Origin of the sequence: Burkholderia sp. 22088 (assembly GCF_052045915.1) — a bacterium.
Taxonomy (GTDB): Bacteria; Pseudomonadota; Gammaproteobacteria; order Burkholderiales; family Burkholderiaceae; genus Burkholderia; species Burkholderia cepacia.
In genome coordinates this window covers 134,708-158,552 of record NZ_JBQEPY010000004.1, presented here as the reverse complement: position 1 = coordinate 158,552, position 23,845 = coordinate 134,708, and the positions used below count along the sequence as shown (strand labels likewise).

Sequence of the window (23,845 nt, the reverse complement as noted above, 5' to 3'; positions counted from 1 at the left end):
AACGACGATGCTATTTGTTCGCCCCGGCAAACTCACGGATCTCGATGCGCTCGCGCACATGGCGCGCACCGCGCAACCGGTCCTGCACTCGCTGCCGCACGACCGCGCGGCGCTCGAAGCGCGCGTGGCGCTCTCGGAGGATTCGTTTCGCGCGGACGTCGACTTCGCCGGCGAGGAGTTCTATCTCTTCGTGCTCGAGGATTCGTCGACGGGCAAGCTGCTCGGCACGGCGAGCATCGTGGCCGCGGCCGGTTACTCGGAGCCGTTCTACGCGTTCCGCAACGACGCCTTGATCCACGCGTCGCGCGAGCTGCACGTGAACCGCAAGATCCACGCGCTCACGATGTCGCACGAGCTGACCGGCAAGAGCAGGCTCGCGGGCTTCTACGTCGATCCGTCGCTGCGCGGCGATGCGGCCGCGCACCTGATCTCGCGCGCCCGGATGATGTACATCGCCGCGAACCGCCGCCGCTTCACGCCGGAAGTGTTCACGCTGCTGCTCGGCGTGAGCGACGACACGGGCGCGTCGCCGTTCTGGGAAGCGGTGGGCCGCAAGTTCTTCGGCCGCAACTTCACCGACGTCGACATCGCGTCGGGCGGCCGCAGCCGCACCTTCATCGCGGAAGTGATGCCGGCGTATCCGCTCTACGTGCCGCTGCTGCCGGAAGCCGCGCAGCGCGTGCTCGGCGAACCGAACGAATCGGCACTGCTCGCCTACGACATCCATCTCGAGGAAGGCTTCGAGCCCGACCGCTTCGTCGACATCTTCGACGCGGGCCCGGTGCTCACCGCGCAGGTCGACCGCACCGCGTGCGTGAAGCACGGCTCGGAGCGCGTCGTGCGCGAGGCCGCGCACCAGCAGGGCGACGTTGCGTACATGGTGTCGACGGGCAGCGGCGAATCGTTCCGCTGCGTGCTGGCCGACCTGCCGGGCGATGCGGCTGACGCACCGCTCGCCGGCGACGTGCGCGCGGCGCTCGATGTGAAGGATGGCGATGTCGTGCGCTGCGTGCCACTGCACCGCCGCGACGATGAAGATTTGAAGGGAGACGCAGCATGATCGTCGTTCGGGTCGTACAAACGGGCGACGTCGACGCGCTCGTGTCGCTCGCGAAGGAAACCGGGCCGGGCCTGACCACGTTCAAGCCCGACCGCGACGCGCTCGCCGCGCGCATCGAGCGCACGCGCCGCACGCTCGAGGGCGAGGCAGCGGCCGGCGAAGCCGGCTACTTCTTCGTGATGGAGGATTCGGCGACGGGCGACATCGCGGGCGTATGCGGGATCGAGTCGCAGGTCGGCCTCGAACAGCCGTTCTACAACTACCGCGTGAGCACGGTCGTGCATGCGAGCCAGGAGCTCGGCGTGTGGACGCGCATGCACGCGCTGAACATCTCGCACGACCTGACCGGCTACGCGGAAGTGTGCTCGCTGTTCCTGAGCCCGCGTTATCGCACGGGCGGCGTGGGCGGCCTGCTGTCGCGCTCGCGCTTCATGTTCATCGCGCAGTTCCGCGAACGCTTCCCGGAACGCATCTGCGCGGAACTGCGCGGCCACTTCGACGACGACGGCACGTCGCCGTTCTGGCGCGCCGTCGGTTCGCACTTCTACCAGATCGATTTCAACGCGGCCGACTATCTCAGCTCGCACGGCCGCAAGTCGTTCCTCGCGGAACTGATGCCGCGCTATCCGGTGTACGTCGACCTGCTGCCGCAGGACGCGCAGGACGCGGTCGGCCTCACGCACCGCGACACGCTGCCGGCCCGCAAGATGCTCGAGGCGGAAGGGCTGCGCTACCAGAACCACGTCGACATCTTCGACGCGGGCCCGGTGCTCGAATGCCACGTGAACGACCTGCGCACGGTGCGCGAGAGCGTCGTCGTGCCGGTAGCGATCGGCGTGCCCGACGCGCAGGGCGACCATCCGCCGACGTCACTCGTGTCGAACACGTCGCTCACCGATTTCCGCGTCGGCGTCGCGCCGGGCGTGGTCGCGAACGGCTCGTTCGTGCTGTCGGCCGACGATGCCGCCGCGCTCGACGTGAAGGCCGGCGATCCGGTCCGCGTGCTGCCGCTCAAAGTCAAACAGGGATAAACGAATCATGACGGAACTCTTCATCGACGGCGCCTGGGTCGCAGGCTCGGGCCCCGTGTTCGCTTCGCGCAACCCGGGCACCGACGAGATCGCATGGCAGGGCGAAAGCGCGTCGGCGGCCGACGTCGACCGTGCGGTCGCGAGCGCGCGTCGCGCATTCGCCGGCTGGTCGGCGCTCGACTTCGAATCGCGCTGCGCGATCGTCAAGCGTTTCGCTGCATTGCTCAATGAACGCAAGGAAGCGATCGCGACCGCGATCGGCCGCGAGACGGGCAAGCCGCTGTGGGAAGCGCGCACCGAAGTCGCGTCGATGGCCGCGAAGGTCGGCATTTCGATCCAGGCCTACCAGGAACGCACCGGCGAGAAGCGCCAGGATATGGCCGACGGCGTCGCGGTGCTGCGCCACCGCCCGCACGGTGTCGTCGCGGTGTTCGGCCCGTACAACTTCCCCGGCCACTTGCCGAACGGCCATATCGTGCCCGCGCTGATCGCCGGCAATGCGGTCGTGTTCAAGCCGTCGGAGCTCGCGCCGGGCGTCGCGCGCGCGACGGTCGAGGTGTGGCAGGAAGCCGGGCTGCCGGCCGGCGTGCTGAACCTCGTGCAGGGCGAGAAGGACACGGGCATCGCGCTCGCGAATCACCGGCAGATCGACGGGCTGTTCTTCACCGGCAGCTCGGATACCGGCACGCTGCTGCACCGCCAGTTCGGCGGCCGTCCGGAAATCGTGCTCGCGCTCGAGATGGGCGGCAACAATCCGCTCGTGATCGGTGAAGTCGAGGACATCGACGCGGCCGTCCATCACACGATCCAGTCGGCGTTCCTGTCGGCCGGCCAGCGCTGCACGTGCGCGCGCCGCATCTTCGTTCCGCAGGGCGCGTTCGGCGACCGCTTCCTCGCACGCTTCGCCGACGTCACGTCGAAGATCACGGCCGACGTGTTCGACGCCGATCCGCAGCCGTTCATGGGCGCGGTGATCTCGGCGCGCGCGGCCGCGAAGCTCGTTGACGCGCAGTCGCGCCTGATCGAGCAGGGCGCGAAGCCGATCATCGCGATGACGCAGCGCGATCCGCGCCTGGGCTTCGTGAACGCGGCGATCGTCGACGTGACGGGCGTGGCGAACCTGCCCGACGAAGAACACTTCGGCCCGCTCGCGCAGATCGTCCGCTACGCGACGTTCGACGAAGCGATCGAGCGCGCGAACGACACGGCGTTCGGCCTGTCCGCCGGCCTGCTGGCCGACGACGCGAACGCATGGGACCACTTCCGCCGCACGATCCGTGCGGGGATCGTCAACTGGAACCGTCCGACCAACGGCGCATCGTCCGCCGCGCCGTTCGGCGGCACCGGCCGCTCGGGCAACCATCGCCCGAGCGCGTACTACGCGGCCGACTATTGCGCGTATCCGATGGCGTCGGTGGAAAGCACGCAACTGACTTTGCCCGCGAGCCTGTCGCCGGGCCTGCACTTCTGATCGAGGGAACGACGATGAACGCACAAGAAGCCAATTTCGACGGGCTCGTCGGCCCGACCCACAACTACGCCGGCCTGTCGTTCGGCAACGTGGCGTCGCTCAACAACGAGAAGTCGGCCGCGAATCCGAAGGCCGCCGCGAAGCAGGGGCTGCGCAAGATGAAGCAGCTCGCGGATCTCGGCTTCGCGCAAGGCGTGCTGCCGCCGCAGGAGCGGCCGTCGCTGCGCCTGTTGCGCGAGCTCGGCTTCTCGGGCAAGGACGCGGACGTGATCGCGAAGGCCGCGAAGCAGGCGCCCGAACTGCTCGCCGCCGCGAGCTCGGCATCGGCGATGTGGACCGCGAACGCGGCCACCGTCAGCCCGTCGGCCGACACGAGCGACGGCCGCGTGCACTTCACGCCGGCGAACCTGTGCAGCAAGCTGCATCGCGCGATCGAACACGAAGCGACGCGCCGCACGCTGTCGACGCTGTTCGCCGATCCCGCGCACTTCGCGGTGCACGAAGCGCTGACCGGCACGCCGGCACTCGGCGACGAAGGCGCGGCGAACCACACGCGCTTCTGTGCCGAATACGGCAAGCCGGGCATCGAGTTCTTCGTGTACGGCCGCGCGGAATATCGCCGCGGCCCCGAGCCGAAGCGCTTCCCGGCACGCCAGACGTTCGAGGCGAGCCGCGCGGTCGCGCATCGCCACGGGCTCGCCGAAGAGGCGACGGTGTATGCGCAGCAGGACCCGGACGTGATCGACGCGGGCGTGTTCCACAACGACGTGATCTCGGTCGGCAACCGCGACACGCTGTTCACGCACGAGCGCGCGTTCGTCAACAAGCAGGCGATCTACGATACGCTGACCGCCGCGCTCGACGCACGCGGCGCGCGCCTGAACGTGATCGAGGTGCCCGAGGCGGCCGTGAGCGTGAACGACGCGGTCACGTCGTATCTGTTCAACAGCCAGCTGCTGTCGCGCGCGGACGGCTCGCAAGTGCTCGTCGTGCCGCAGGAATGCCGCGAGAACGGGAACGTCGCGGCTTATCTCGACGAACTCGCGGCCGGCAACGGCCCGATTCACGACGTGCTCGTGTTCGACCTGCGCGAAAGCATGAAGAACGGCGGCGGCCCCGCCTGCCTGCGCCTGCGTGTCGTGCTGAACGACGCGGAACGCGCGGCCGTCACGTCGAACGTGTGGATCAACGACACGCTGTTCACGTCGCTCGACACGTGGATCGACCGGCACTATCGCGATCGCCTCGCACCGGAAGACCTCGCCGATCCGGCGCTGCTCGACGAATCGCGCACGGCGCTCGACGAGCTCACGCAGATCCTGCGCGTCGGTTCGCTGTATGACTTCCAGCGCTGAGGCACGGATGCCGGCCAACGCGCTGCTCGACGACTTCCTCGCGTTCACGCTGGCCGGTAGCATGCCGTCCGCGACGGAAGGCACCTGCGCGGCCGGCGCCGTGCGCTGGTCATGGCGCGGCGACGGTCTGCTCGCGCTCGAACCGGCCGCGGCCGCCGGCGCGGCGCGCCCGAGCGTGCTCGTGTCGGCCGGTGTGCACGGCGACGAGACGGCGCCGATCGAGCTGCTGTCGATGCTCGTGCGCGATCTCGCATCGGGCGCGCTGCCGCTCGCGTGCCGACTGCTCGTCGTGCTCGGCAACGTGCCGGCGATGCGTGCCGGCGAGCGTTATCTCGACGACGACCTGAACCGCCTGTTCAGCGGCCGTCATGCGCAGGTGCCCGCCAGCCGCGAAGCACCGCGCGCCGCGCAGCTGGAAGCAGCCGCCGCCGCGTTCTTCGCGGACGCGCCGGCCGGCGCCGCGCGCTGGCACATCGACATGCACACGGCGATCCGCGCGTCGGTGTTCGAGCAGTTCGCACTGCTGCCACACACGGGCACGCCGCCGACGCGCACGATGTTCGAATGGCTCGGCGACGCGCGGATCGCGGCCGTGCTGCTGCATACCGCGAAGGGCAATACGTATTCGCATTTCACGGCCGAGCACTGCGGTGCGCTCGCGTGCACGCTGGAACTCGGCAAGGTGCGCCCGTTCGGCCAGAACGACCTGACGCGCTTCGCACCGGCCGATCGCGCGGTGCGCAAGCTCGTGTCGGGCGCGGGAGGAGATGCGGTCGTGCAGGGCGATCATCCGCCGCTGCCGCGCGTGTTCACGGTGATCGACCAGATCACGAAGCAGAGCGATGCGCTGGAGCTGTTCGTCGCGGCCGACGTCGCGAACTTCACCGCGTTTGCACGCGGCACGGTGCTCGCGCAGGACGGCGACTACCGCTACACGGTTACGCACGACGAGGAACGGATCGTCTTTCCGAACCCGACCGTGAAGCCGGGCCTGCGCGCGGGCCTGCTCGTCATCGACACGACGCGCGAGACGATCGCGGCGCTCGTTTGAGCGCATGTCCCGACCGGCTGCTGATTGCGCTGCCGCGACGGCACGCGGCCCGCGCCTGACCCGCAACCTGTCGGTATCCCGTCGTCGTCGCCCGCAAGCCGGGGCCGACGGCACGCGCCCCCGGCTTGCGTATTTGCGACACCGTTTTGCAAGTTCGGCGGATCGCCTGACCGGCGCCGCGCACGCAGCGCAGCATCGCGCGACGTCGCCCGCTTTGCCATATCGGGCCGCGCGGATTGGTACAATCGCGGCCTTGCGGCTGTTGCGCCGCATCACGGCGTGGCATCGCGATTGTCGTGGTCATCCGACCCTGCAATGATGCAAGCGCCCGTAGTTCCGGAACATTCGAGTATCGAGGAGAGCACCTGATGAAGTTGGATTGGCGTAAAGTGGCCGCGCATGCGGTGGTGGCGGCATCGGCGGTGGCGGCAGGCAGCGCGTTTGCCGCGGATCTGAAGGAGATCCGTTTCGGCGTCGAAGCCTCGTACGCGCCGTTCGAATACAAGACGCCCGACGGCAAGCTGACCGGCTTCGATATCGACATCGGCAACGCGGTGTGCGCGAAGCTGAAGACGAAGTGCGTGTGGGTCGAGAACGACTTCGACGGCCTGATCCCGGCGCTGCAGGCGCGCAAGTTCGACGCGATCAACTCGGACATGACGATCACCGACCAGCGCAAGCATGCGATCGCGTTCACCGATCCGATCTACACCATTCCGAACCAGCTGATCGCGAAGCAGGGCAGCGGCCTGCTGCCGACCCCGCAATCGCTGAAGGGCAAGCGCGTCGGCGTGCTGCAGGGCACGATCCAGGAAGCGTACGCGAAGAAGAAGTGGGCGCCGGCAGGCGTCGAGGTCGTGCCGTACCAGACGCAGGACCTGGCCTACGCCGACCTGAAGTCCGGCCGTCTCGACGCCACGTTCCAGGACGCGGAAGCTGGTTCGAAGGGCTTCCTGGCGAAGCCGCAGGGCCAGGGCTTTGCGTTCGCGGGCGGTACCGTGAGCGACGCCGAGATCCTCGGCTCGGGCGTCGGTTTCGGCCTGCGCAAGAACGACGCGGCGCTGAAGACCGCGCTCGATCAGGCGCTGAAGGACCTGAAGGCCGACGGCACGATCGACAACCTCGCGAAGAAGTACTTCAGCGTGCCCGTGACGCTCAAGTAAGCGTTGCGTTCGATCGCACGATGCAAGCAAACCGGCCGCTCATGCGGCCGGTTTGCTTTTGCAGGCGGGGAACGGTGTGAAACAGGATGCGAAACAGGGTGTGAAACCGCCGAAAACGGCGGGGAGCGGCCGGCGCCGCTTCACGCAGGAAAGAACCGGCCCAGTTCGCGCGCGAGCTCGTTGAGCACGCCCATCTCCTGCTGCGTGATCTTGCGCGCGGGCTGCGCGCCGGCCCAGTCGCCGTACAGCAGCGCGACGGTCGTCGTGCCGACGCGCACGGGCAGCAGCACGAACGCGCGCGTGTCGTCGAACGCGTCGAGATACCACGCGGGCAGGCGCTTGAGCATCTTCGGCTCCCGTGCCTGCTCGATGAAGATGCCGACCGAGTTCGAGATCGCGAGATGAAACACGTCCGGCTCGAAGCGCTCGTCGAAGCGCAGCCGGTCGAGCATCGTATCGACGCCGGGGCCGAAGCCGAGGCGCGCGGCGAACATGCCGTCGTCGTGACGCACGAACATCACGGTGCGCGTGAACGCGAGGCCGGCCAGCAGGCTTTCCGACGCGAGCGCGAGTACCGGCGTCAGCACGTGCTCGGACGGCAGCGCGCGCAGGTCCGCGAGGCCGGCTTCGAGGCACGCCTCGGGCTCGGCCTGCGCGCGCGCGATCGCATCGGCGTTCGCGCGCAGCTCGACGATCTCGCGCATCATGGTGTCGCTCGCTTCCTCGCGCGCGAGCCGCTCGGCGATCTCGACGAGCGCGTCGGGTTCCATGCCGAGTTCCGCGCCGTAGTGCTGCGCGAGCGCCGCGATGCGCGCGTCGCGCTGCGGGCTCGCGGGCATCACGAGCGCACCGGCGACGTCGGTCGAGCAGCGGCTGATCTCGCGCAGCCAGCGGACGCGCTCGGTCGGGCCGTCATCGGACACCTCGCCCGCGTCGAGGTCGTCCTCGTCGTTGCCGAACGCGTCGGTGCGGACCACGTGGTCGTGGTCGGCCATCCCCGCGCGGATCACGTCGGGCAGCCGCCAGCGCGCGGCCGCCTCGAGCCCGATCTCGTCGAAGCCGACGCCGAGCACGTCGATGCAGGCGGCCGCTTCGTCGCCGTTCAGTTCGGCCGCGCGGCGGCGGATCCGGTCCCATTCGCTGTCGAGATAGCAGACCACGAGCAGCTTGCCGACCTGGCGCATCAGCGTGCAGACGACGGCTTCCTCGCCCGCGCGCAGCTCGACGCGTTCGGTGAGCTTGCGTGCGACGCAGCCGGACAGCAGCGCGCGGTTCAGTTCGAGCTTCGCGTCGATGCGCCGCGGCGTGCTGTGGTGGAAATGGTCGACGAGCTTGAGCCCGACGACCAGATGGCCGACGGCATCCATGCCGAGCACCATCAGTGCGCGGGTCACGGTCGTGATGTTGCCGCCGAACGCCATGTACATCGCGGAATTCGCGAGGCGCAGCACTTTCTGCGTGAGTGCGAAGTCCGACAGCACGACGCGCACGAGCGCGGTGAAGTCGAGGTCGTCGTTCTTCATCGCGGCCATCGTCGCGCGCAGCGATTCCGACAGCAACGGGAAATCGCCCCGTTCGTTCATCCGGGCCCACAGCTTGTCGAGCAACGCGGTGCGGGGCAGGTGTTCGGTGATTGACATACGGATCTGTCCGGTTCGCCGCGCGTCAGGCGGCGGCGTGCAGGTGCAGCTGATGGGCCTCGAAGCGCCGCGCAAGCTCCTCGGACGGCAGCGCCTGGCAGACGAGCCAGCCCTGGATATGGTTGCAGCCCATTTCCGTCAGCAATTCGCGCTGCGCCTCGGTCTCGACGCCTTCCGCGACGAGCTCGAGATCGAGCGTCTGCGCGAGGCCGACCACGGCCGACACGATCGCGCGGTCGTTGCGCGAGGTCAGCAGGTTCTCGACGAAACTGCGATCGATCTTCAGCTTCGCGAGCGGGAAGCGCTGCAGATACGCGAGGCTCGAATAACCGGTGCCGAAATCGTCGATCGCGAAGCGGATGCCGAGATCGGTCAGCTCCTCGAGCAGCCCCTTCGCCTGCGCGGGATCGTGCATCAGCAGGCTTTCGGTGATCTCGAGCACGATGCGGCGCGGGTCGATGCCCGTCAGCGCGATCGCCTCGCGCACGCTTTGCGTGAAGCGCGGGTCGCGGAACTGCTGCGGCGACACGTTGACCGCCACGTACTGCAGCGCGAGCCCCTGGCGGTCCCAGGCGACGAGCTGCATACACGCGGCCTTGAGCACCCAGTTGCCGAGATAGTTGATCAGGCCGATCGATTCGGCGAGCGGAATGAAGGTCGCCGGCGGCACGAGGCCGTGCACCGGATGGCGCCAGCGGATCAGCGCCTCGACGCCGACCACCGCGCCCGACTGGCTGCGCGTGATCGGCTGGAAATGGAGCGAAAACTCGCCGTTGCGCACGCCGTCGTACAGGTCGGCTTCGAGCTTCAGCCGTTCGGCGTCCGCCGGGTCGTCGACGGGCGCGTGGAACGCGAGCGCGTTGCCGCCCGACGCCTTCGCCTGCGCGAGCGCGTGATCGGCACGGCGCAGCAGCGGGCTGTGGTGCTGCGCGCGATGCGGGGCGGCGCGCTCGTCAGGGTAGAGCGCGATGCCGATGCTCGCGGACAGGTGCACGGTCTGCCCCTGGTACACGTAGGGCTGGCGCACTGCGGCCTGCAGCCGGCGTGCGAGTGCATCGGCGGCATTGCTCGCCTGCGTGCGGTCCGGCGCACTGAGCACGACCGCGAACTTGTCGCTCGCGACGCGCGCGAGTTGTTCGTTCTGCGTGACGAGCGCCTTCAGCCGCTGCGCGGTTTCGCGCAGCAGCGTGTCGCCCGCGTCGTAGCCGAGCGCGCGGTTGATCCGCTGGTAGTCGTCGAGGTCGAGCAGCAGCAGCGCCGCGCAGGTGCCGCCCTCGTCGGCGGCCTGCTGCGCGCGCATCAGCGCGGGCACGAGCGCGGACAGGTTGTCGAGGCCCGTCATCGGGTCGTGGTGCATCTCGTAGGTCAGGCGCGCCTCGAGCGCGCGCCACGACGACACGTCGAACGCCGCGATCGCGAATCCGTCCACCCCGTGGTGGCGGCTCTTGAACGCGCGGATCTCGACGTCGAGCGGGTAGGTCAGCGATTTCACGATGCACATCGTCGCCTTCTCGACCTGGCCGGAACGCGCGGCGCGCGCAAGCAGGCCTTCGAGCGCCGCGGTATCCTGTTCGGCGATCAGGTCGCGCAGCGTCAGCGTGTGCAGGTAGTCGCGGTGGTAGCCGATGAAGCGCAGGCTCGCGTCCGACACGTAAAGAAAACGCAGTTCGCGGTCGACATGGGCGAGGAAATCCACCGTGCCAACCGTCTGTTCCAGCCAGTTGCGTACGGAGTCGTCGCGGCGCGGGGCGCCGGCGCGCGCGGGCATCAGCGCGCCGCCCGACCAGGCGAAGCGGCGCAGCGTATGCAAGGCGCTGCGCCAGGAGCCCTTGCGTGACGTCTGTTTCCTGTTGGCTTCCATGTTTCTCGCTGACGTGAAGGGCTGGAACCGGTTGTCCGGAAGGAATAACGGCAGACTGTGCGGAATCTTTAACGGGCCGGGCGCGGATGGCGCTGCCGCGGGTCCGAATCGGTCACGCAAGTGTTCGACAGGCGAACGCCTGCGTGGCCCACATCGAGGCTGACTTTATAAGAAATGAGGATGCAGATGAAGCGAAAACTGTTGCTGGGCGCCGCCGTGGCGGCGCTGGTGGCCGGTCATGCACTGATGGCGCAGGCGGAACTGAAGCCGGGCGCCGCGGCGCCCGATTTCACGACGCAGGCGTCGCTGGGCGGCAAGACCTACACCTACGCGCTCGCGGACGCGCTGAAGCAGGGGCCGGTCGTGCTCTATTTCTACCCGGCTGCATTCACGAAGGGCTGCACGATCGAGGCGCACGCGTTCGCGGACGCAGTCGACCGTTACAAGGCTTACGGCGCGACGGTGATCGGCGTATCGGCCGACAAGATCGACACGCTGACGAAGTTCTCGGTGAGCGAGTGCCGGAGCAAGTTCCCGGTCGCGGCTGATCCGGACGCGAAGATCATCCGGGAATACGACGCGAAACTGCCGGCGATCGACCGCGCGAACCGCGTGTCCTACGTGATTTCGCCGGAAGGGAAGATCCTCTACGAATACACGAGCATGTCGCCCGACAAGCACGTCGAGAACACGCTCGCCGCCGTGAAGGCGTGGGCCGACGCGCATCCGAAGCAGTAAACGGGCACCGGGGCACCGCGTGCGTCAAGCGTCGAGGCGGCCCGTCGTGCGGGCCGCCGGTACGGATCGGCGCGCCGCCGCGCGGCGGCGCGTGTGAGGGCGCTAGGCGCGCAAGGCCTGCTCGATCGGCACGCTGCCGCCGACGAAGCCGACGATCTTGCGCGAGATGCCGAGCTTGATCGCCTCGATCGCGGCCCAGGCGACATCCTGGCGTGACACGGGCGGGGCGCCGTCGAACCACGCGTCGGTCAGCGCGATCTTGCCGACGCCCGGGTCGTCCGTGAGCGGGCCGGGGCGCAGGATCGCGTAGTCGACACCCGACGCGATCACGCGATCGTCGCCTTCGCGCTTCATCTGCGAATAGTGGCGCAGCGCGTCCGGGCCGAGTTCGGGCCGGTACGCGGACAGCGAGCTGATCACCACGAGCTTCTGCGCGTTGTAGGCCAGCGTGTATTCGGCCGCGCGGGCGACCGCGTCGCGGTCGACCTGCTCCTCTTCGGCCGCGCCTTCCGATTCGGCCGAGCCGGCTGCGTAGATCACGTGCGTGATGCCCTGGAATGCGTGCGAGAAATCGTTCGTCAGATCGGCCTCGACCACCCGCGCGCCCGCCAGCGCATAGCCGTGCCGGCGCACGAGCGCCGTGACCTCGAACTCCGGCTGCTTGAGCAGCAGATCCGCGCAGGCCTGGCCCGTTCGGCCGGTCGCGCCAATCAGCAGTACCTTCGTCGTCATGAAACCGCTCCTTGCTCGATGCGTCGTCTTCCCAGATAGGGACGGACGACCGATAACTCAAGTGTAATGTCGATTTGCCCGTGCGGCGGGTGTGTATTAAGGGGCGTACCGGCGACGGGCCTTCCTGCCGCCATTCGTTCACACGGATGCGGGAATGACGCGCCGACCGGCTATCATGTGCGCGATGCATTTTTCGCCGCTACGTCATACAACGCAGCGGCCCACCGGTTGGAGTACACATGGCATTACCCCTGGACAACGTCAGCATGGCCGTGTTCTGCGACTTCGAGAACGTCGCGCTCGGCGTGCGCGACGCGAAGTACGAGAAGTTCGACATCAAGCCCGTGCTGGAGCGCCTGCTGCTGAAGGGCAGCATCGTCGTGAAGAAGGCCTATTGCGACTGGGATCGCTACAAGGGCTTCAAGGCGTCGATGCACGAGGCGAGCTTCGAGCTGATCGAGATTCCGCACGTGCGCCAGTCGGGCAAGAATTCGGCCGACATCCGGCTTGTCGTGGATGCGCTCGACCTCTGCTACACGAAGTCGCACGTCGATACGTTCGTGATCATCAGCGGCGACTCGGATTTTTCGCCGCTGGTGTCGAAGCTGCGCGAGAACGCGAAGAAGGTGATCGGCGTCGGCGTGAAGAAATCGACGTCGGACCTGCTGGTCGCGAACTGCGACGAATTCATCTTCTACGACGATCTGGTACGTGAGCAGCAGCGCACGCTCGCGAAGCGCGAACAGCAGCAGCGCGCGGGCAACGGCGGCGCGAAGCGGCCGGACGAGCCGGCGGCGTCGCGCAAGCACGACCTGGACGCGCGCAAGGCCGAGGCGATCGCGCTGGCCGTGGAGACGTTCGACGCGCTCGCGTCGGAGCGGGACGACGTCGGCAAGATCTGGGCGTCGGTGCTGAAGAGCGCGATCAAGCGTCGCAAGCCGGATTTCAACGAGTCGTACTACGGATTCCGCGCGTTCGGCAACCTGCTCGACGAGGCGCAGGCGCGCGGCCTGCTCGAAGTGGGGCGTGACGACAAGTCGGGTGCGTTCGTGTCGCGGGCACGCCAGTCGGCGGCTGCGGAGCAGGTTGCGCAGGCCGGCGAAGGCGGGGCTGCACACCACGGCGGCCACCACGGCGCGCGCGCGGCGGAGCCGGCGCGGGCCGGCCGCGAGCCGCGACGTCGCGAGCAGCGGGCGGAAGCCGTCGTGCATGAAACGGTGCAGGTCGACGCGGACGACGCGGCGATGGCCGAATCCGCCGAAGCCACCGAAATCGCGGCAGTCGTGCCGGCAGAAACGACCGAAGCGGTCGAAGCGGTGGAAGCAGCCGAGGCGCACGGCGATGCGAAGGATGGCCGCAAGCGTGCGCGCAAGAGCGCGGCGAAGAAGACCGGCGCGAAGAAGGGCGCCGCCGCGAAGAGCGCAGGCCGTGAGGCGGCCGGGCGGCCGGACGACGCCGGGCATGGCGCGGCGAAGCACGGCGGCGACAAGCACACGCACGGCAAGCATGCGGGCGACCCGCATCGCGACCCGGAGCAGGGCGATATGTGGCCCGCCGCGGTGACGCACACCGAGCCGGCGGCAGGCGATGTCGGCGGCGAGGTGGTTGCCGCGCCGGCCGGGGCGGCTGTCGAGGCGCCCGCCGAAGCCAAGCCGAAGAAACCGGCCCGCAAGGCGGCACCGCGCGCGCGGCGCCCGCGCAAGGCGGCGGCAGCGGCCGAGTAATGGTCGCGTAGGGGCTTGAGGTAACGGCCGAGCCGGGTAGTGGCCCGGTAACGTCCCCCGGCCGAGTGTCGTCCGAAGCAGGTCGGCACCCGGGCCGGTTTCTCGCAGTGCAACAACGGCCGGCGCAATGCCCGCCCGTCAGCCGACCGGACCGTTCAGCGCATAAGGCTGCGTCATCACTTCGAGGAAGTGGCCGTCCGGATCGTCGAAATACACGCCGCGGCCGCCGTTGTGGCGGTAGATGTCATCGGGTTGCCGCTTCGCGGGATCGGCCCAGTGCGGCAGCCCGCGCTCGCGAATGCGTGCCAGCACGCGGTCGAAGCCGGCTTCGTCGAGCAGGAACGCGTAATGCTGCGACCGGATGTCCCCTGCCTGTTCGTAGAAATCGAGCGACACGCCGTTGTCGAGCGGCACGACCAGCATCGCGCCGAACGGCGTAGGCGGCGGCAGTTCCAGAAGCTCGGTGAGGAAGCGGCTCGACGCGCGCTTGTCGCGACACCAGACGATCGTATGGTTGAGCTGGACGTTCATGGCGTGTCCCCGTGAAGGGTCCCGCGGTGGGCATGGACTCACGATAGCCGATCGCTGCCGATGCGCAAGCGCGGCAAGCGGCCGCCCGGCGGGCGGCCGCTTCCATCACTCCCCGGCGACGGCCGGCCCGCCGGAATTCCCGCGGCGGTTGCGCCGCTTCTCGGCCCAGACGCGGAAACGGTCCATGTACAGGTAGACGACCGGCGTCGTATAGAGCGTCAGCACCTGCGACACGATCAGGCCGCCGGCGATCGCGATCCCGAGCGGCGCGCGCAGCTCGGCGCCGTCGCCGCTGCCGAACGCGAGCGGCAGCGCGCCGAACAGCGCGGCCATCGTCGTCATCATGATCGGGCGGAAGCGCAGCAGGCACGCCTCGTGGATCGCGTCGAGCGACGATTTGCCGTAGTGGCGCGTCTGGTCGATCGCGAAGTCGACCATCATGATCGCGTTCTTCTTCACGATACCGATCAGCAGGATCACGCCGATCAGCGCGATGATGCTGAACTCGGTCTTGAACAGCAGCAGCGCGAGCAGCGCACCGACACCGGCCGACGGCAGCGTCGACAGGATCGTGATCGGGTGGATGTAGCTCTCGTACAGGATCCCGAGCACGATATAGACGGCCAGCAGCGCCGCGAGGATCAGGATCGGCTGGTCGTTCAGCGACTGCTGGAACGCCTGCGCGGTGCCCTGGAAGCTGCCGACGATCGTCGGCGGCACGCCGACCTGCGCCATCGTCTGATAGATCACCTGCGTCGCCTGCGACAACGACACCCCGGGCGGCAGGTTGAACGAGATCGTCGTCGCGACGAACAGCCCCTGGTGGTTGACCGACAGCGGTGTCGTGCTCGGCCCGAACGTCGCGATCGCCGACAGCGGGATCATCGTCGACTTCGACGTCGACACCGACGCACCCGACGACGCGCTCGACTTGCCGCTCGCCGCGATCGCGTTGAGCGCCTGGTTGCGCGCGGAGTCCGACGCGATCGCCGCGGCGCTCTGCGCGGCCGTGCCGGCGCTCGACGTGCCGGCCGACGTCGCGACGTAGGTGCCGGCAGCCGCGTTGGTGGTCTGCGAGCCGTTCGCGCTGCCGCCCGACGTGCTGACCCACACCTGGTTCAGCATCTCGGGGCTCTGCCAGTATTTCGGCGCGACTTCCATCACCACGTGGTACTGGTTCAGCGGGTTGTAGATCGTCGAGACCTGGCGCTGGCCGAATGCGTCGTACAGCGTATTGTCGATCTGCGCGGGCTTGATGCCGAACCGCGCGGCCGTCGCGCGGTCGATCGTCACCATCGCCTCGAGGCCGCCTTGCTGCTGGTCCGAGTTCACGTCGGTCAGCTCGGGGCGCTTCTGCAGCGCCTCGGTCAGGATCGGCCCCCACTTGTACAGGTCGGCGCTCGAATCGCCGAGCAGCGTGAACTGGTACTGCGCGTTGCTCTGCCGGCCGCCGACGCGGATGTCCTGTGCCGCCTGCAGGAACGTGCGCGCACCCGCGACGTCCGCCAGCGGCGGGCGCAGTTGCTGGATCACCTGGTCGGCCGTCAGCTTGCGCTCGGTACGATCCTTCAGCGTGACGAACATGAAGCCCGAGTTGGTCTGCGTGCCGCCGGTGAAGCCCGCGACGCTCTTCACGTTCGGGTTGCCCTGCACGATTCGCATCATCTCGGAAAACTTCAGCTTCATCGCCTGGAACGACGTCGACTGGTCGGCCTGGATGCCGCCGATCATCAGCCCGGTGTCCTGCTGCGGGAAGAAGCCCTTCGGCACGACGATGTACAGGTAGACGTTCAGCCCGATCGTTGCGACGAGCGTCAGCAGGATCAGCAGCGGCCGGCGCAGCGCCCACGACAGCGAGCGTTCGTAACCGCGCTGCATGCGGCTGAAACAGCGTTCCAGGAATCGCGCGAAGCGGCCTTCGTTCTGCGGTTCGTGCGACTCGGGGAGCAGGCGCGCGCACATCATCGGTGTCACCGTGAGCGACACCGCGAGCGATACCGCGATCGCAAGCGACAGCGTCAGCGCGAACTCGCGGAACAGGCGCCCGACGATGCCGCCCATCAGCAGGATCGGCAGGAACACCGCGACGAGCGAGATGCTCATCGACAGCACCGTGAAGCCGACCTCGCGCGCGCCGTCGAACGCGGCCTGCATGCGCGACTTGCCGTTCTCGATATGCCGCGAGATGTTCTCGAGCACGACGATCGCATCGTCGACGACGAAGCCGGTCGCGACGATCAGCGCCATCAGCGACAGGTTGTCGATCGAGAAGCCGAGCAGGTACATCGCGCCGAACGTGCCGACGATCGAGATCGGCACCGCGACGCTCGGGATCAGCGTCGCGCGCCAGTTGCGCAGGAACAGGAACACGACCATCACGACGAGGCTGATCGCGATCAGCAGCGTGTGCTCGGTGTCCTTCAGCGACGCGCGAATGGTGGTCGAGCGGTCGAGCACGGGCGTGACCGTGATGTCGGCCGGTAGCGACGCGGTGAGCTGCGGCAGCGCCGCGCGCACGCGGTCGATCGTGTCGATGATGTTCGCGCCGGGCGAGCGGTAGAGGATCACGAGCACCGCGCGCTTGCCGTTCGACAGGCCGAGGTTGCGGAGATCCTCGACCGAATCGACGACGTCGGACAGGTCGGACAGCCGCACGGCCGCGCCGTTGCGATACGCGACGACGAGGTCGCGGTATTGCGACGCCTCGGACGCCTGGTCGTTCGTATAGAGCTGGTAGCGCTGCGGGCCGAACTCGATCGCGCCTTTCGGCGCGTTGGCGTTCGCGGAGGCGAGCGCCGCGCGCACGTCCTCGAGGCCGATCCCGTAGTGGAACAGCGCCTGCGGCTCGAGCTCGACGCGCACGGCCGGGTTCGCGGAGCCGCTCACCGACACCTGGCCGATCCCGTCGATCTGCGACAGCGACTGCTGCAGCACCGTCGACGCGGCGTCGTACAGCTTCGCGGGCGACGAGGTCTCCGACGTCAGCGACACGACCATGATCGGCGAGTCGGCCGGGTTGACCTTGCGGTAGGTCGGGTTGCTCTTCAGCGCGGCGGGCAGGTCGGCGCGCGCCGCGTTGATCGCGGCCTGCACGTCGCGGGCGGCGCCGTCGATGTCGCGGTTCAGGCCGAACTGCAGGATGATCCGCGCGTTGCCGACCGTGCTCGTCGACGTCATTTCGGAGACGTCGGCGATCGAGCCGAGGTGCCGCTCCAGCGGGCTCGTCACGCTGGTCGCGACGGTCTCGGGGCTCGCGCCGGGCAGCGACGCCTGCACCGAGATGGTGGGGAAGTCGACCTGCGGCAGCGGCGACACCGGCAGCTTGACGAACGCGAACAGGCCCGCGAGCGCGACGCCGATCGCGAGCAGCGTCGTCGCGACGGGGCGGGTGATGAAGGGGCGCGACAGGTTCATGTCGGCACTCGCTGGGCCGCCGCGTGTTCCGACGGATGCGTTTTCGGGAGATGGGGGGGCTGCGCCCCCCCACGCGAACGAAGTGAGCGTGGGGGTCGTTTCATTTACGCATCCGTGCGCGTGCCGGCTTGCGGGCCGTGGCGCTCGAACCAGCCGCGCACGCGGCGCGCGAGCGAGTCGAAGCCGAGGTAGATCACGGGTGTCGTGAACAGCGTCAGCACCTGCGACACGATCAGGCCGCCGGCGATCGCAACCCCGAGCGGCTGGCGCAGCTCGGAGCCCGCGCCGGCGCCGACGATCAGCGGCACCGCGCCGAGCAGCGCGGCGAGCGTCGTCATCAGGATCGGCCGGAAGCGCAGCAGGCACGCCTGGTAGATCGCCTCGCGCGGCGGCTTGCCTTCGACGCGTTCGGCCTCGAGCGCGAAGTCGATCATCATGATCGCGTTCTTCTTCACGATACCGATCAGCAGCACGATGCCGATGATCCCGATGATGTCGAGGTCGTGCCCGGTGATCATCAGCGCAAGCAATGCGCCGACGCCGGCCGACGGCAGCGTCGACAGGATCGTGATCGGGTGGATGTAGCTCTCGTACAGCACGCCGAGCACGATGTACATCGTGACGACCGCCGCGAGGATCAGGAACAGCTGGTTCGACAGCGATGCCTGGAACGCGAGCGCCGCGCCCTGGAAGCGCGTCTGGAACGACGCGGGCAGCCCGATGTCCTTCTCGGCGGCCTCGATCGCCTTGACCGCCTCGCCGAGCGACGCGCCCGCCGCGAGGTTGAACGAGACGGTGGTCGACGGGAACTGCGACAGGTGCGCGACCAGGAGCGGCGACGGCCGTTCGTGGAACGACGCGATCGACGACAGCGGCACCTGGCCGCCGCCCGCCGACGGCAGGTAGATGTCGTTCAGCGATTGCGCGTAGTGCTGCTCCTTCGGCTCGGACTCGAGAATCACGCGGTACTGGTTCGACTGCGTGAAGATCGTCGACACGATGCGCTGGCCGAACGCGTCGTACAGCGCGTTGTCGACGGTCGCCGGCGTGATGCCGAAGCGCGCGGCGCTCGCGCGGTCGATCTCGATGTAGACGGACTGGCCGTTGCTCTGCAGGTCGGTCGCGACGTCGGCGAGCGACGGCTCCTGCTGCAGCCGCGCGACGAGCTTCGGCACCCAGGTCGCGAACTCTTCCGAGTTCGGGCTCGTCAGCATGAACTGGTACTGCGTCGGGCTGACGGTCGAGTCGATCGTCAGATCCTGCACCGACTGCATGAAGAGCGAGATCCCGGTGATGTTCGCCACGCGGTGCTGCAGGTCGCGGATGATCTGCGCGGCCGTTTCGGAGCGCTCGTCGCGTGCCTTCAGGTTGATCAGCATCCGGCCGCTGTTCAGCGTGATGTTGCTGCCGTCGACGCCGATGAACGACGTGAGGCTCACGACGTTCGGATCCTTCAGGATCTCGGCCGCGAGCGCCTGCTGGCGCTCGGCCATCGCGCCGTACGAGATCGACTGCGGCGCCTGCGTGATCGCCTGGATCACGCCGGTGTCCTGCGCGGGGAAGAAGCCCTTCGGCACGTAGACGTACAGCAGGCCCGTCAGCGCGAGTGTCAGCAGCGCGACGACGAGCGTCGAGCGCTGGCGGTTCAGCACCCATTCGAGCGCGACCGCGTAGCGCGCGATCACCCAGTCGATCGCGTGGTGCACGCGCGCCTCGAAGCGATGGCTCTCGGGCGGCGGCGAATGGCGCAGCAGCTTCGCGCACATCATCGGCACGAGCGTGAGCGACACGATCGCCGAGATCACGATCGTCACCGCGAGCGTGATCGCGAATTCATGGAAGAGGCGCCCGACCACGTCGCCCATGAACAGCAGCGGGATCAGCACCGCGATCAGCGACACCGTCAGCGAGATGATCGTGAAGCCGATCTGCTTCGAGCCCTTCAGCGCGGCCTCGAGCCCGGATTCGCCTTCCTCGACGTAGCGCGCGATGTTCTCGATCATCACGATCGCGTCGTCGACGACGAAGCCGGTCGCGATGGTGAGCGCCATCAGCGACAGGTTGTTCAGCGAGAAGCCGGCCATGTACATCACCGCGAGCGTGCCGATCAGCGACAGCGGCACCGACAGGCTCGGGATGATCGTCGCGTAGATGTTCGCGAGGAACAGGTACATCACGAGCACGACGAGCCCGACCGCGACCAGCAGTTCGAACTGCACGTCGCGCACGGCGGCGCGGATCATCGTCGTACGGTCGGTGACAATCTGCACGTCGAGCGCGGCCGGCAGCGTTTCCTGCAGCTTCGGCAGCTGCGCCTTGATCGCGTCGACCGTCTGGATCACGTTCGCGCCCGGCTGGCGCTGCACGTTCAGGATGATCGCGGGCTCCGAATTCACCCACGCGCCGAGCTTGGTGTTCTCCGAGCCGGCGACGACCGTCGCGACGTCGGTGAGCATCACCGGGCGGCCGCCCTTGTACGCGACGACTGCGCTGTTGTATTGATCGGCGCTCGTGAGCTGGTCGTTCGCGTTGATCGTGTACGCGCGCGTCGGGCCGTCGAAGTTGCCCTTCGGCGTGTTCACGTTCAGGTTCGAGATCGTCGTGCGCAGGTCGTCGAGGTTCATCCCGTACTGCGCGAGCGCGGTCGGGTTCGCCTGGATCCGCACGGCCGGGCGGTTGCCGCCCGACAGGCTGACGAGGCCGACGCCCGCGATCTGCGAGATCTTCATCGCGAGGCGCGTGTCGGCGAGGTCCTGCACCTGCGTGAGCGGCAGCGTCTTCGACGTGACCGCGAGCGTGATCACCGGCGCGTCGGCCGGGTTGACCTTCGCATAGATCGGCGGGGCGGGGAGGTCGGACGGCAGCAGGTTGCCGGCCGCGTTGATCGCGGCCTGCACTTCCTGTTCGGCGATGTCGAGCGGCAGGTCGAGCGAGAACTGCAGCGTGATCACGGACGAGCCGGCCGAACTCTGCGACGACATCTGGTTCAGCGACGGCATCTGCCCGAACTGCCGTTCGAGCGGCGCGGTGACCGACGAGGTCATCACTTCCGGGCTCGCGCCCGGGTAGAAGGTCTGGACCTGGATCGTCGGATAGTCGACTTCCGGCAGCGCGGCGAGCGGCAGGAAGCGCAGCGCGACGAGACCGGCCAGCATGATCGCCGCCATCAGGAGGGCGGTGCCGACCGGCCGGAGAATGAAAAGGCGGGATGGATTCATCGAGCGGCCCGCGCGTTACTGGGCCGCGGGGGCCGCTGCCTGCGACGCGCCGTGCCGGTGTCCGCCGCGATGGCCGTCGGCGCCCGATGCACCCGACGCCGCACCGGCGCCGCGCGCGCCCGACGCGCCTTTCGGCTTGTCGGCCGGGATCGAGATCTTCGCGCCTTCGCGCAGGCGGTCGGAGCCGTCGGTCACCACGCGCTCGCCGAGCGACACGCCGCTGACGATGCTCGTGCGTTCGCCGTCGACCGGGCCGACCGTGACCTTGCGCACCGTCACCGTGTTGTCGGGTTTCACGACGTAGACGAACTGGCCGATCGAGCCGGTCAGTACGGCGGAGGTCGGCACGATCGTCGCGTTGCGCATCACGTCGACGAGCAGCCGCGTGTTCACGAACTGATTCGGGAACAGCATGCCTTCCTTGTTATCGAAGTTCGCGCGCAGCTTGACCGTGCCCGTGCTCGTGTCGATCTGGTTGTCGAGCGTCGCGAGCGAGCCCGTCTCGAGCGGCACCGTGTTGTTGCGGTTGTACGCGGTGACCGACAGCTTCTGGCCCGCGTTCACCTGCTTGAGGATCTGCGGCAGGTTGTCTTCCGACGTCGTGAAGATCACGCTCATCGGCTGCAACTGCGTGATCACGACGATGCCGTTGGCATCGCCCGGCGTCACGTAGTTGCCGGGGTCGACCTGGCGCAGGCCGACGCGGCCCGACACCGGCGCGGTGATGCGCGCATACGTGAGGTTCAGCTTCGCGGAATCGATCGCGGCCTGGTCGGTCTTCACCGCGCCTTCGTATTGCTTGACGAGTGAAGCCTGCGTATCGACCGTCTGCGACGCGATCGAATCCTGCGACAGCAGCGTCTGGTAGCGCTTCAGGTCGAGGCGGGCCGTCGCGAGCAGCGCCGAGTCGCGCGCGTGCGTGCCTTCGGCGTTCTCGAGCGACACCTGATACGGGCGCGGGTCGATCTGCGCGAGCACGTCGCCTTTCCTGACGATCTGGCCTTCCTGGAACGAGACCGACTGCAGGTAGCCCGACAGCTGCGTCTTGACCGTCACGTTCGCGAGCGGCGTGACGGTGCCGAGCGCGGACAGCACGATCGGCATTTCGCCCTGCGTCGCGGTCGCGACCTGCACGGGCTGCGGAATGTTCGCCATCGCGGCGGGGCCGCCTCGGCCGCGGTGGCCGCCGCCACCGGCGGCGCTTGCACCCGCCCCCGTCGCGGCACTGCCGGCCACCGGCGTGCGGTTCCACGGGTGCCACCACAGCAGGCCGCCGATGACGACGACCGCGAGCGCCCCGGCCATCAGCGTGCGGCGCGGGAGCCGTGCGGCGGGAGACGCGGGGTCGTTCGAAGGAGGCGTGGGCTTTTGTTCGTTATCCATCGTGTTCTGTCAGGAATACGGCGCGGCGTGCCGGAAATCGGACTGCTGGGCTGCGCGTGGGCGGGCGGTGCCGGGACGGGGCGCCCGGCTCGGTCCGGGGCCCCGCCGGCCTGCGCGGGAAAAGAGCGGTGCGCACCGCGAAGGCGGCGCGACGATGGGCATGATCCTACGTCCCGTCCCCGTTACAGTCCAGTGGACTATCTTTCAACGGGTTACGGTCGTTACAGAACGCAATTGGACGATGACGAATCGATTACACGGCGTGCCGCCGGGCCGGTGCGCCGCCGATCTCGCGGGTGATTTTCGCGATGCATTCGTGAAGCGCGGGCACCACGTGTTCGTGCAGCCATTCGGGCGGGCACTGGTGCGACGCGCCGCCGCAATTCACCGAATAGCGCTGCCCCGACGGGCCGACGAAACCGGCCGCCACCGCATTCAGGCCCTCGCGCCATTCGCCGATCGCGATTGCGCACCCGTCGCGCATTGCGTCGTCCAGCGCGGGGGTCAGGCGCGCGGACACGTGCGGCCAGTCGTCGCCGGCCGTGGTGCGCAGCGACTCGAGCAGCAGGCGGCGTTCGTCGTCCTCGAGTGCGGCGAGATACGCACGGCCTACCGCGGTGCGTGCGATGTCCATCCGTGAGCCGATCTCGAGACGCGTGACGAGCACGGCCGAGCGCGGCCGGATCACGTCGATCGCGACCATGTCGAGCCGGTCGCGCACCGCGAGGTGCACGGACAGGGACGTGCGCTCGGCCAGCTCGATCATGAACGGCCGCGAGCGCGCGCGGATGTCGAAGTTGCGCAGGAAGCCGTGGCTCAGTTCGAGCACCGACGCGGTGAGCACGAAGCGCTCGCTGTCGGGCAACTGGAACAGGAAGCCGGCGCTGACGAGCGTCGCGGTGATGCGCGAGACGGTCGGCTTCGGGATGCCGGTCAGTTCGGTCAGCTCGCGGTTGCTGACGGGCGCGTCGGCAGCCGCGATGCGACGCAGGACGGCGAGGCCGCGGGCGAGGGCGGTGATTTCGTCGGGCGAGGATTCACGGTCCCGCGACGCGGGAGGGGTTACAGTGGTCGACACGAGGGATTCTCTCTATTTCCGAAACTCGATTTCAATTTTGTTGGTATTGTAGGACTATTGTCAAAGGATGCATGTTCCGCGGGTGAACCGGTCATTGGATGAGATTTTACGGGTTCACCCTTGGTTTATTAGGAAAACGCTCAAATGAGCGTTGCCAGAAAGTGCATGAACCGGTGCAAATACCGCTTGACTTGTCGGGCGGAAACGGAAAGAATGTCTCACGTTTTCGAAACATCGTTTCAAGAGTTTAACCGGCAACGATGTTTCGCGCAGTCTCTCAGGTTCTAGCACGGCCCTCGGAATGGCTAGAACTTTTTTAGCGCCACGGTCTCCGTGGCGCTTTTTTTTGCCCGTTTTTCTGCTCGCCCGCCCGGACGCGTCAGGCCCGTATTATC

The 23,845-nt window shown here is 68.1% G+C and carries 16 protein-coding genes; 8 read left to right on the top strand and 8 right to left on the bottom strand.

Annotated elements, in window-relative coordinates; translation table 11 throughout:
• Positions 1 to 7 precede the first annotated feature (7 nt).
• The 6 genes from aruF (at position 8) to ACTJLD_RS08995 (ending at position 7,131) form a co-directional block, all read left to right on the top strand.
• A complete protein-coding gene (gene aruF, locus ACTJLD_RS09020; RefSeq protein WP_060206320.1) occupies positions 8 to 1,060 on the top strand; it encodes an arginine/ornithine succinyltransferase subunit alpha in 1,053 nt (350 codons plus the stop codon).
• On the top strand, positions 1,057 to 2,091 hold the full coding sequence (astA, locus tag ACTJLD_RS09015) for an arginine N-succinyltransferase (RefSeq protein ID WP_060173770.1): 1,035 nt from the start codon (positions 1,057 to 1,059) through the stop codon (positions 2,089 to 2,091). Before aruF ends, astA begins: the two co-directional genes overlap by 4 nt.
• A 7-nt stretch (positions 2,092 to 2,098) precedes the next feature.
• Positions 2,099 to 3,562, top strand: a complete 1,464-nt coding sequence (gene astD / locus ACTJLD_RS09010; RefSeq protein WP_021163197.1) for a succinylglutamate-semialdehyde dehydrogenase — start codon at positions 2,099 to 2,101, stop codon at positions 3,560 to 3,562.
• Positions 3,563 to 3,576: 14 nt separating this feature from the next.
• Positions 3,577 to 4,917, top strand: a complete 1,341-nt coding sequence (gene astB, locus ACTJLD_RS09005) for an N-succinylarginine dihydrolase (protein ID WP_021163198.1) — start codon at positions 3,577 to 3,579, stop codon at positions 4,915 to 4,917.
• A 7-nt stretch (positions 4,918 to 4,924) separates the two neighbouring features.
• Entirely contained in the window at positions 4,925 to 5,968 is a 1,044-nt protein-coding gene (gene astE, locus ACTJLD_RS09000) for a succinylglutamate desuccinylase (RefSeq protein WP_440658685.1), read from the top strand.
• Positions 5,969 to 6,336: 368 nt separating this feature from the next.
• Complete coding sequence (locus ACTJLD_RS08995) at positions 6,337 to 7,131, top strand: ABC transporter substrate-binding protein (protein WP_059695483.1); 795 nt, start codon at positions 6,337 to 6,339, stop codon at positions 7,129 to 7,131.
• A 140-nt stretch (positions 7,132 to 7,271) separates the two neighbouring features.
• Here the strand turns inward: ACTJLD_RS08995 and ACTJLD_RS08990 are convergent, their stop codons facing one another.
• Both ACTJLD_RS08990 and cdpA read right to left on the bottom strand, forming a co-directional pair.
• On the bottom strand, positions 7,272 to 8,771 hold the full coding sequence (locus ACTJLD_RS08990) for an HDOD domain-containing protein (RefSeq protein ID WP_027787963.1): 1,500 nt from the start codon (positions 8,769 to 8,771) through the stop codon (positions 7,272 to 7,274).
• A 25-nt stretch (positions 8,772 to 8,796) separates the two neighbouring features.
• The gene (gene cdpA / locus ACTJLD_RS08985) at positions 8,797 to 10,539 is read right to left on the bottom strand and encodes a cyclic di-GMP phosphodiesterase CdpA (RefSeq protein WP_194290282.1); all 1,743 of its coding nucleotides are present in this window, start codon (positions 10,537 to 10,539) and stop codon (positions 8,797 to 8,799) included.
• 279 nt (positions 10,540 to 10,818) lie between these two features.
• On the opposite strand from cdpA, the gene ACTJLD_RS08980 reads away from it, so the two are divergent.
• Entirely contained in the window at positions 10,819 to 11,370 is a 552-nt protein-coding gene (locus tag ACTJLD_RS08980; RefSeq protein WP_021161764.1) for a peroxiredoxin, read from the top strand.
• 102 nt (positions 11,371 to 11,472) lie between these two features.
• Here ACTJLD_RS08980 and ACTJLD_RS08975 read toward each other — a convergent pair whose 3' ends face one another.
• Entirely contained in the window at positions 11,473 to 12,102 is a 630-nt protein-coding gene (locus ACTJLD_RS08975) for an NAD(P)H-binding protein (RefSeq protein ID WP_027787962.1), read from the bottom strand.
• 239 nt (positions 12,103 to 12,341) lie between these two features.
• Here ACTJLD_RS08975 and ACTJLD_RS08970 point away from each other — a divergent pair, with 239 nt between their 5' ends.
• A complete protein-coding gene (locus ACTJLD_RS08970; RefSeq protein WP_440658584.1) occupies positions 12,342 to 13,826 on the top strand; it encodes an NYN domain-containing protein in 1,485 nt (494 codons plus the stop codon).
• A 138-nt stretch (positions 13,827 to 13,964) separates the two neighbouring features.
• On the opposite strand, the gene ACTJLD_RS08965 is transcribed toward ACTJLD_RS08970, so the two are convergent.
• From ACTJLD_RS08965 to ACTJLD_RS08945, 5 genes are all read right to left on the bottom strand, one after another.
• On the bottom strand, positions 13,965 to 14,357 hold the full coding sequence (locus tag ACTJLD_RS08965; RefSeq protein WP_124815510.1) for a VOC family protein: 393 nt from the start codon (positions 14,355 to 14,357) through the stop codon (positions 13,965 to 13,967).
• 105 nt (positions 14,358 to 14,462) lie between these two features.
• Positions 14,463 to 17,771 (bottom strand): efflux RND transporter permease subunit, encoded by a 3,309-nt coding sequence (locus tag ACTJLD_RS08960; protein WP_059695488.1) that lies wholly within the window; start codon positions 17,769 to 17,771, stop codon positions 14,463 to 14,465.
• A 104-nt stretch (positions 17,772 to 17,875) separates the two neighbouring features.
• Positions 17,876 to 20,989, bottom strand: a complete 3,114-nt coding sequence (locus ACTJLD_RS08955; RefSeq protein WP_060173773.1) for an MdtB/MuxB family multidrug efflux RND transporter permease subunit — start codon at positions 20,987 to 20,989, stop codon at positions 17,876 to 17,878.
• Between the two features lie 15 nt (positions 20,990 to 21,004).
• Positions 21,005 to 22,372, bottom strand: a complete 1,368-nt coding sequence (locus ACTJLD_RS08950; protein WP_440658582.1) for an MdtA/MuxA family multidrug efflux RND transporter periplasmic adaptor subunit — start codon at positions 22,370 to 22,372, stop codon at positions 21,005 to 21,007.
• A gap of 253 nt (positions 22,373 to 22,625) precedes the next feature.
• Positions 22,626 to 23,450, bottom strand: a complete 825-nt coding sequence (locus ACTJLD_RS08945; protein ID WP_057056455.1) for an IclR family transcriptional regulator — start codon at positions 23,448 to 23,450, stop codon at positions 22,626 to 22,628.
• Positions 23,451 to 23,845 lie beyond the last annotated feature (395 nt).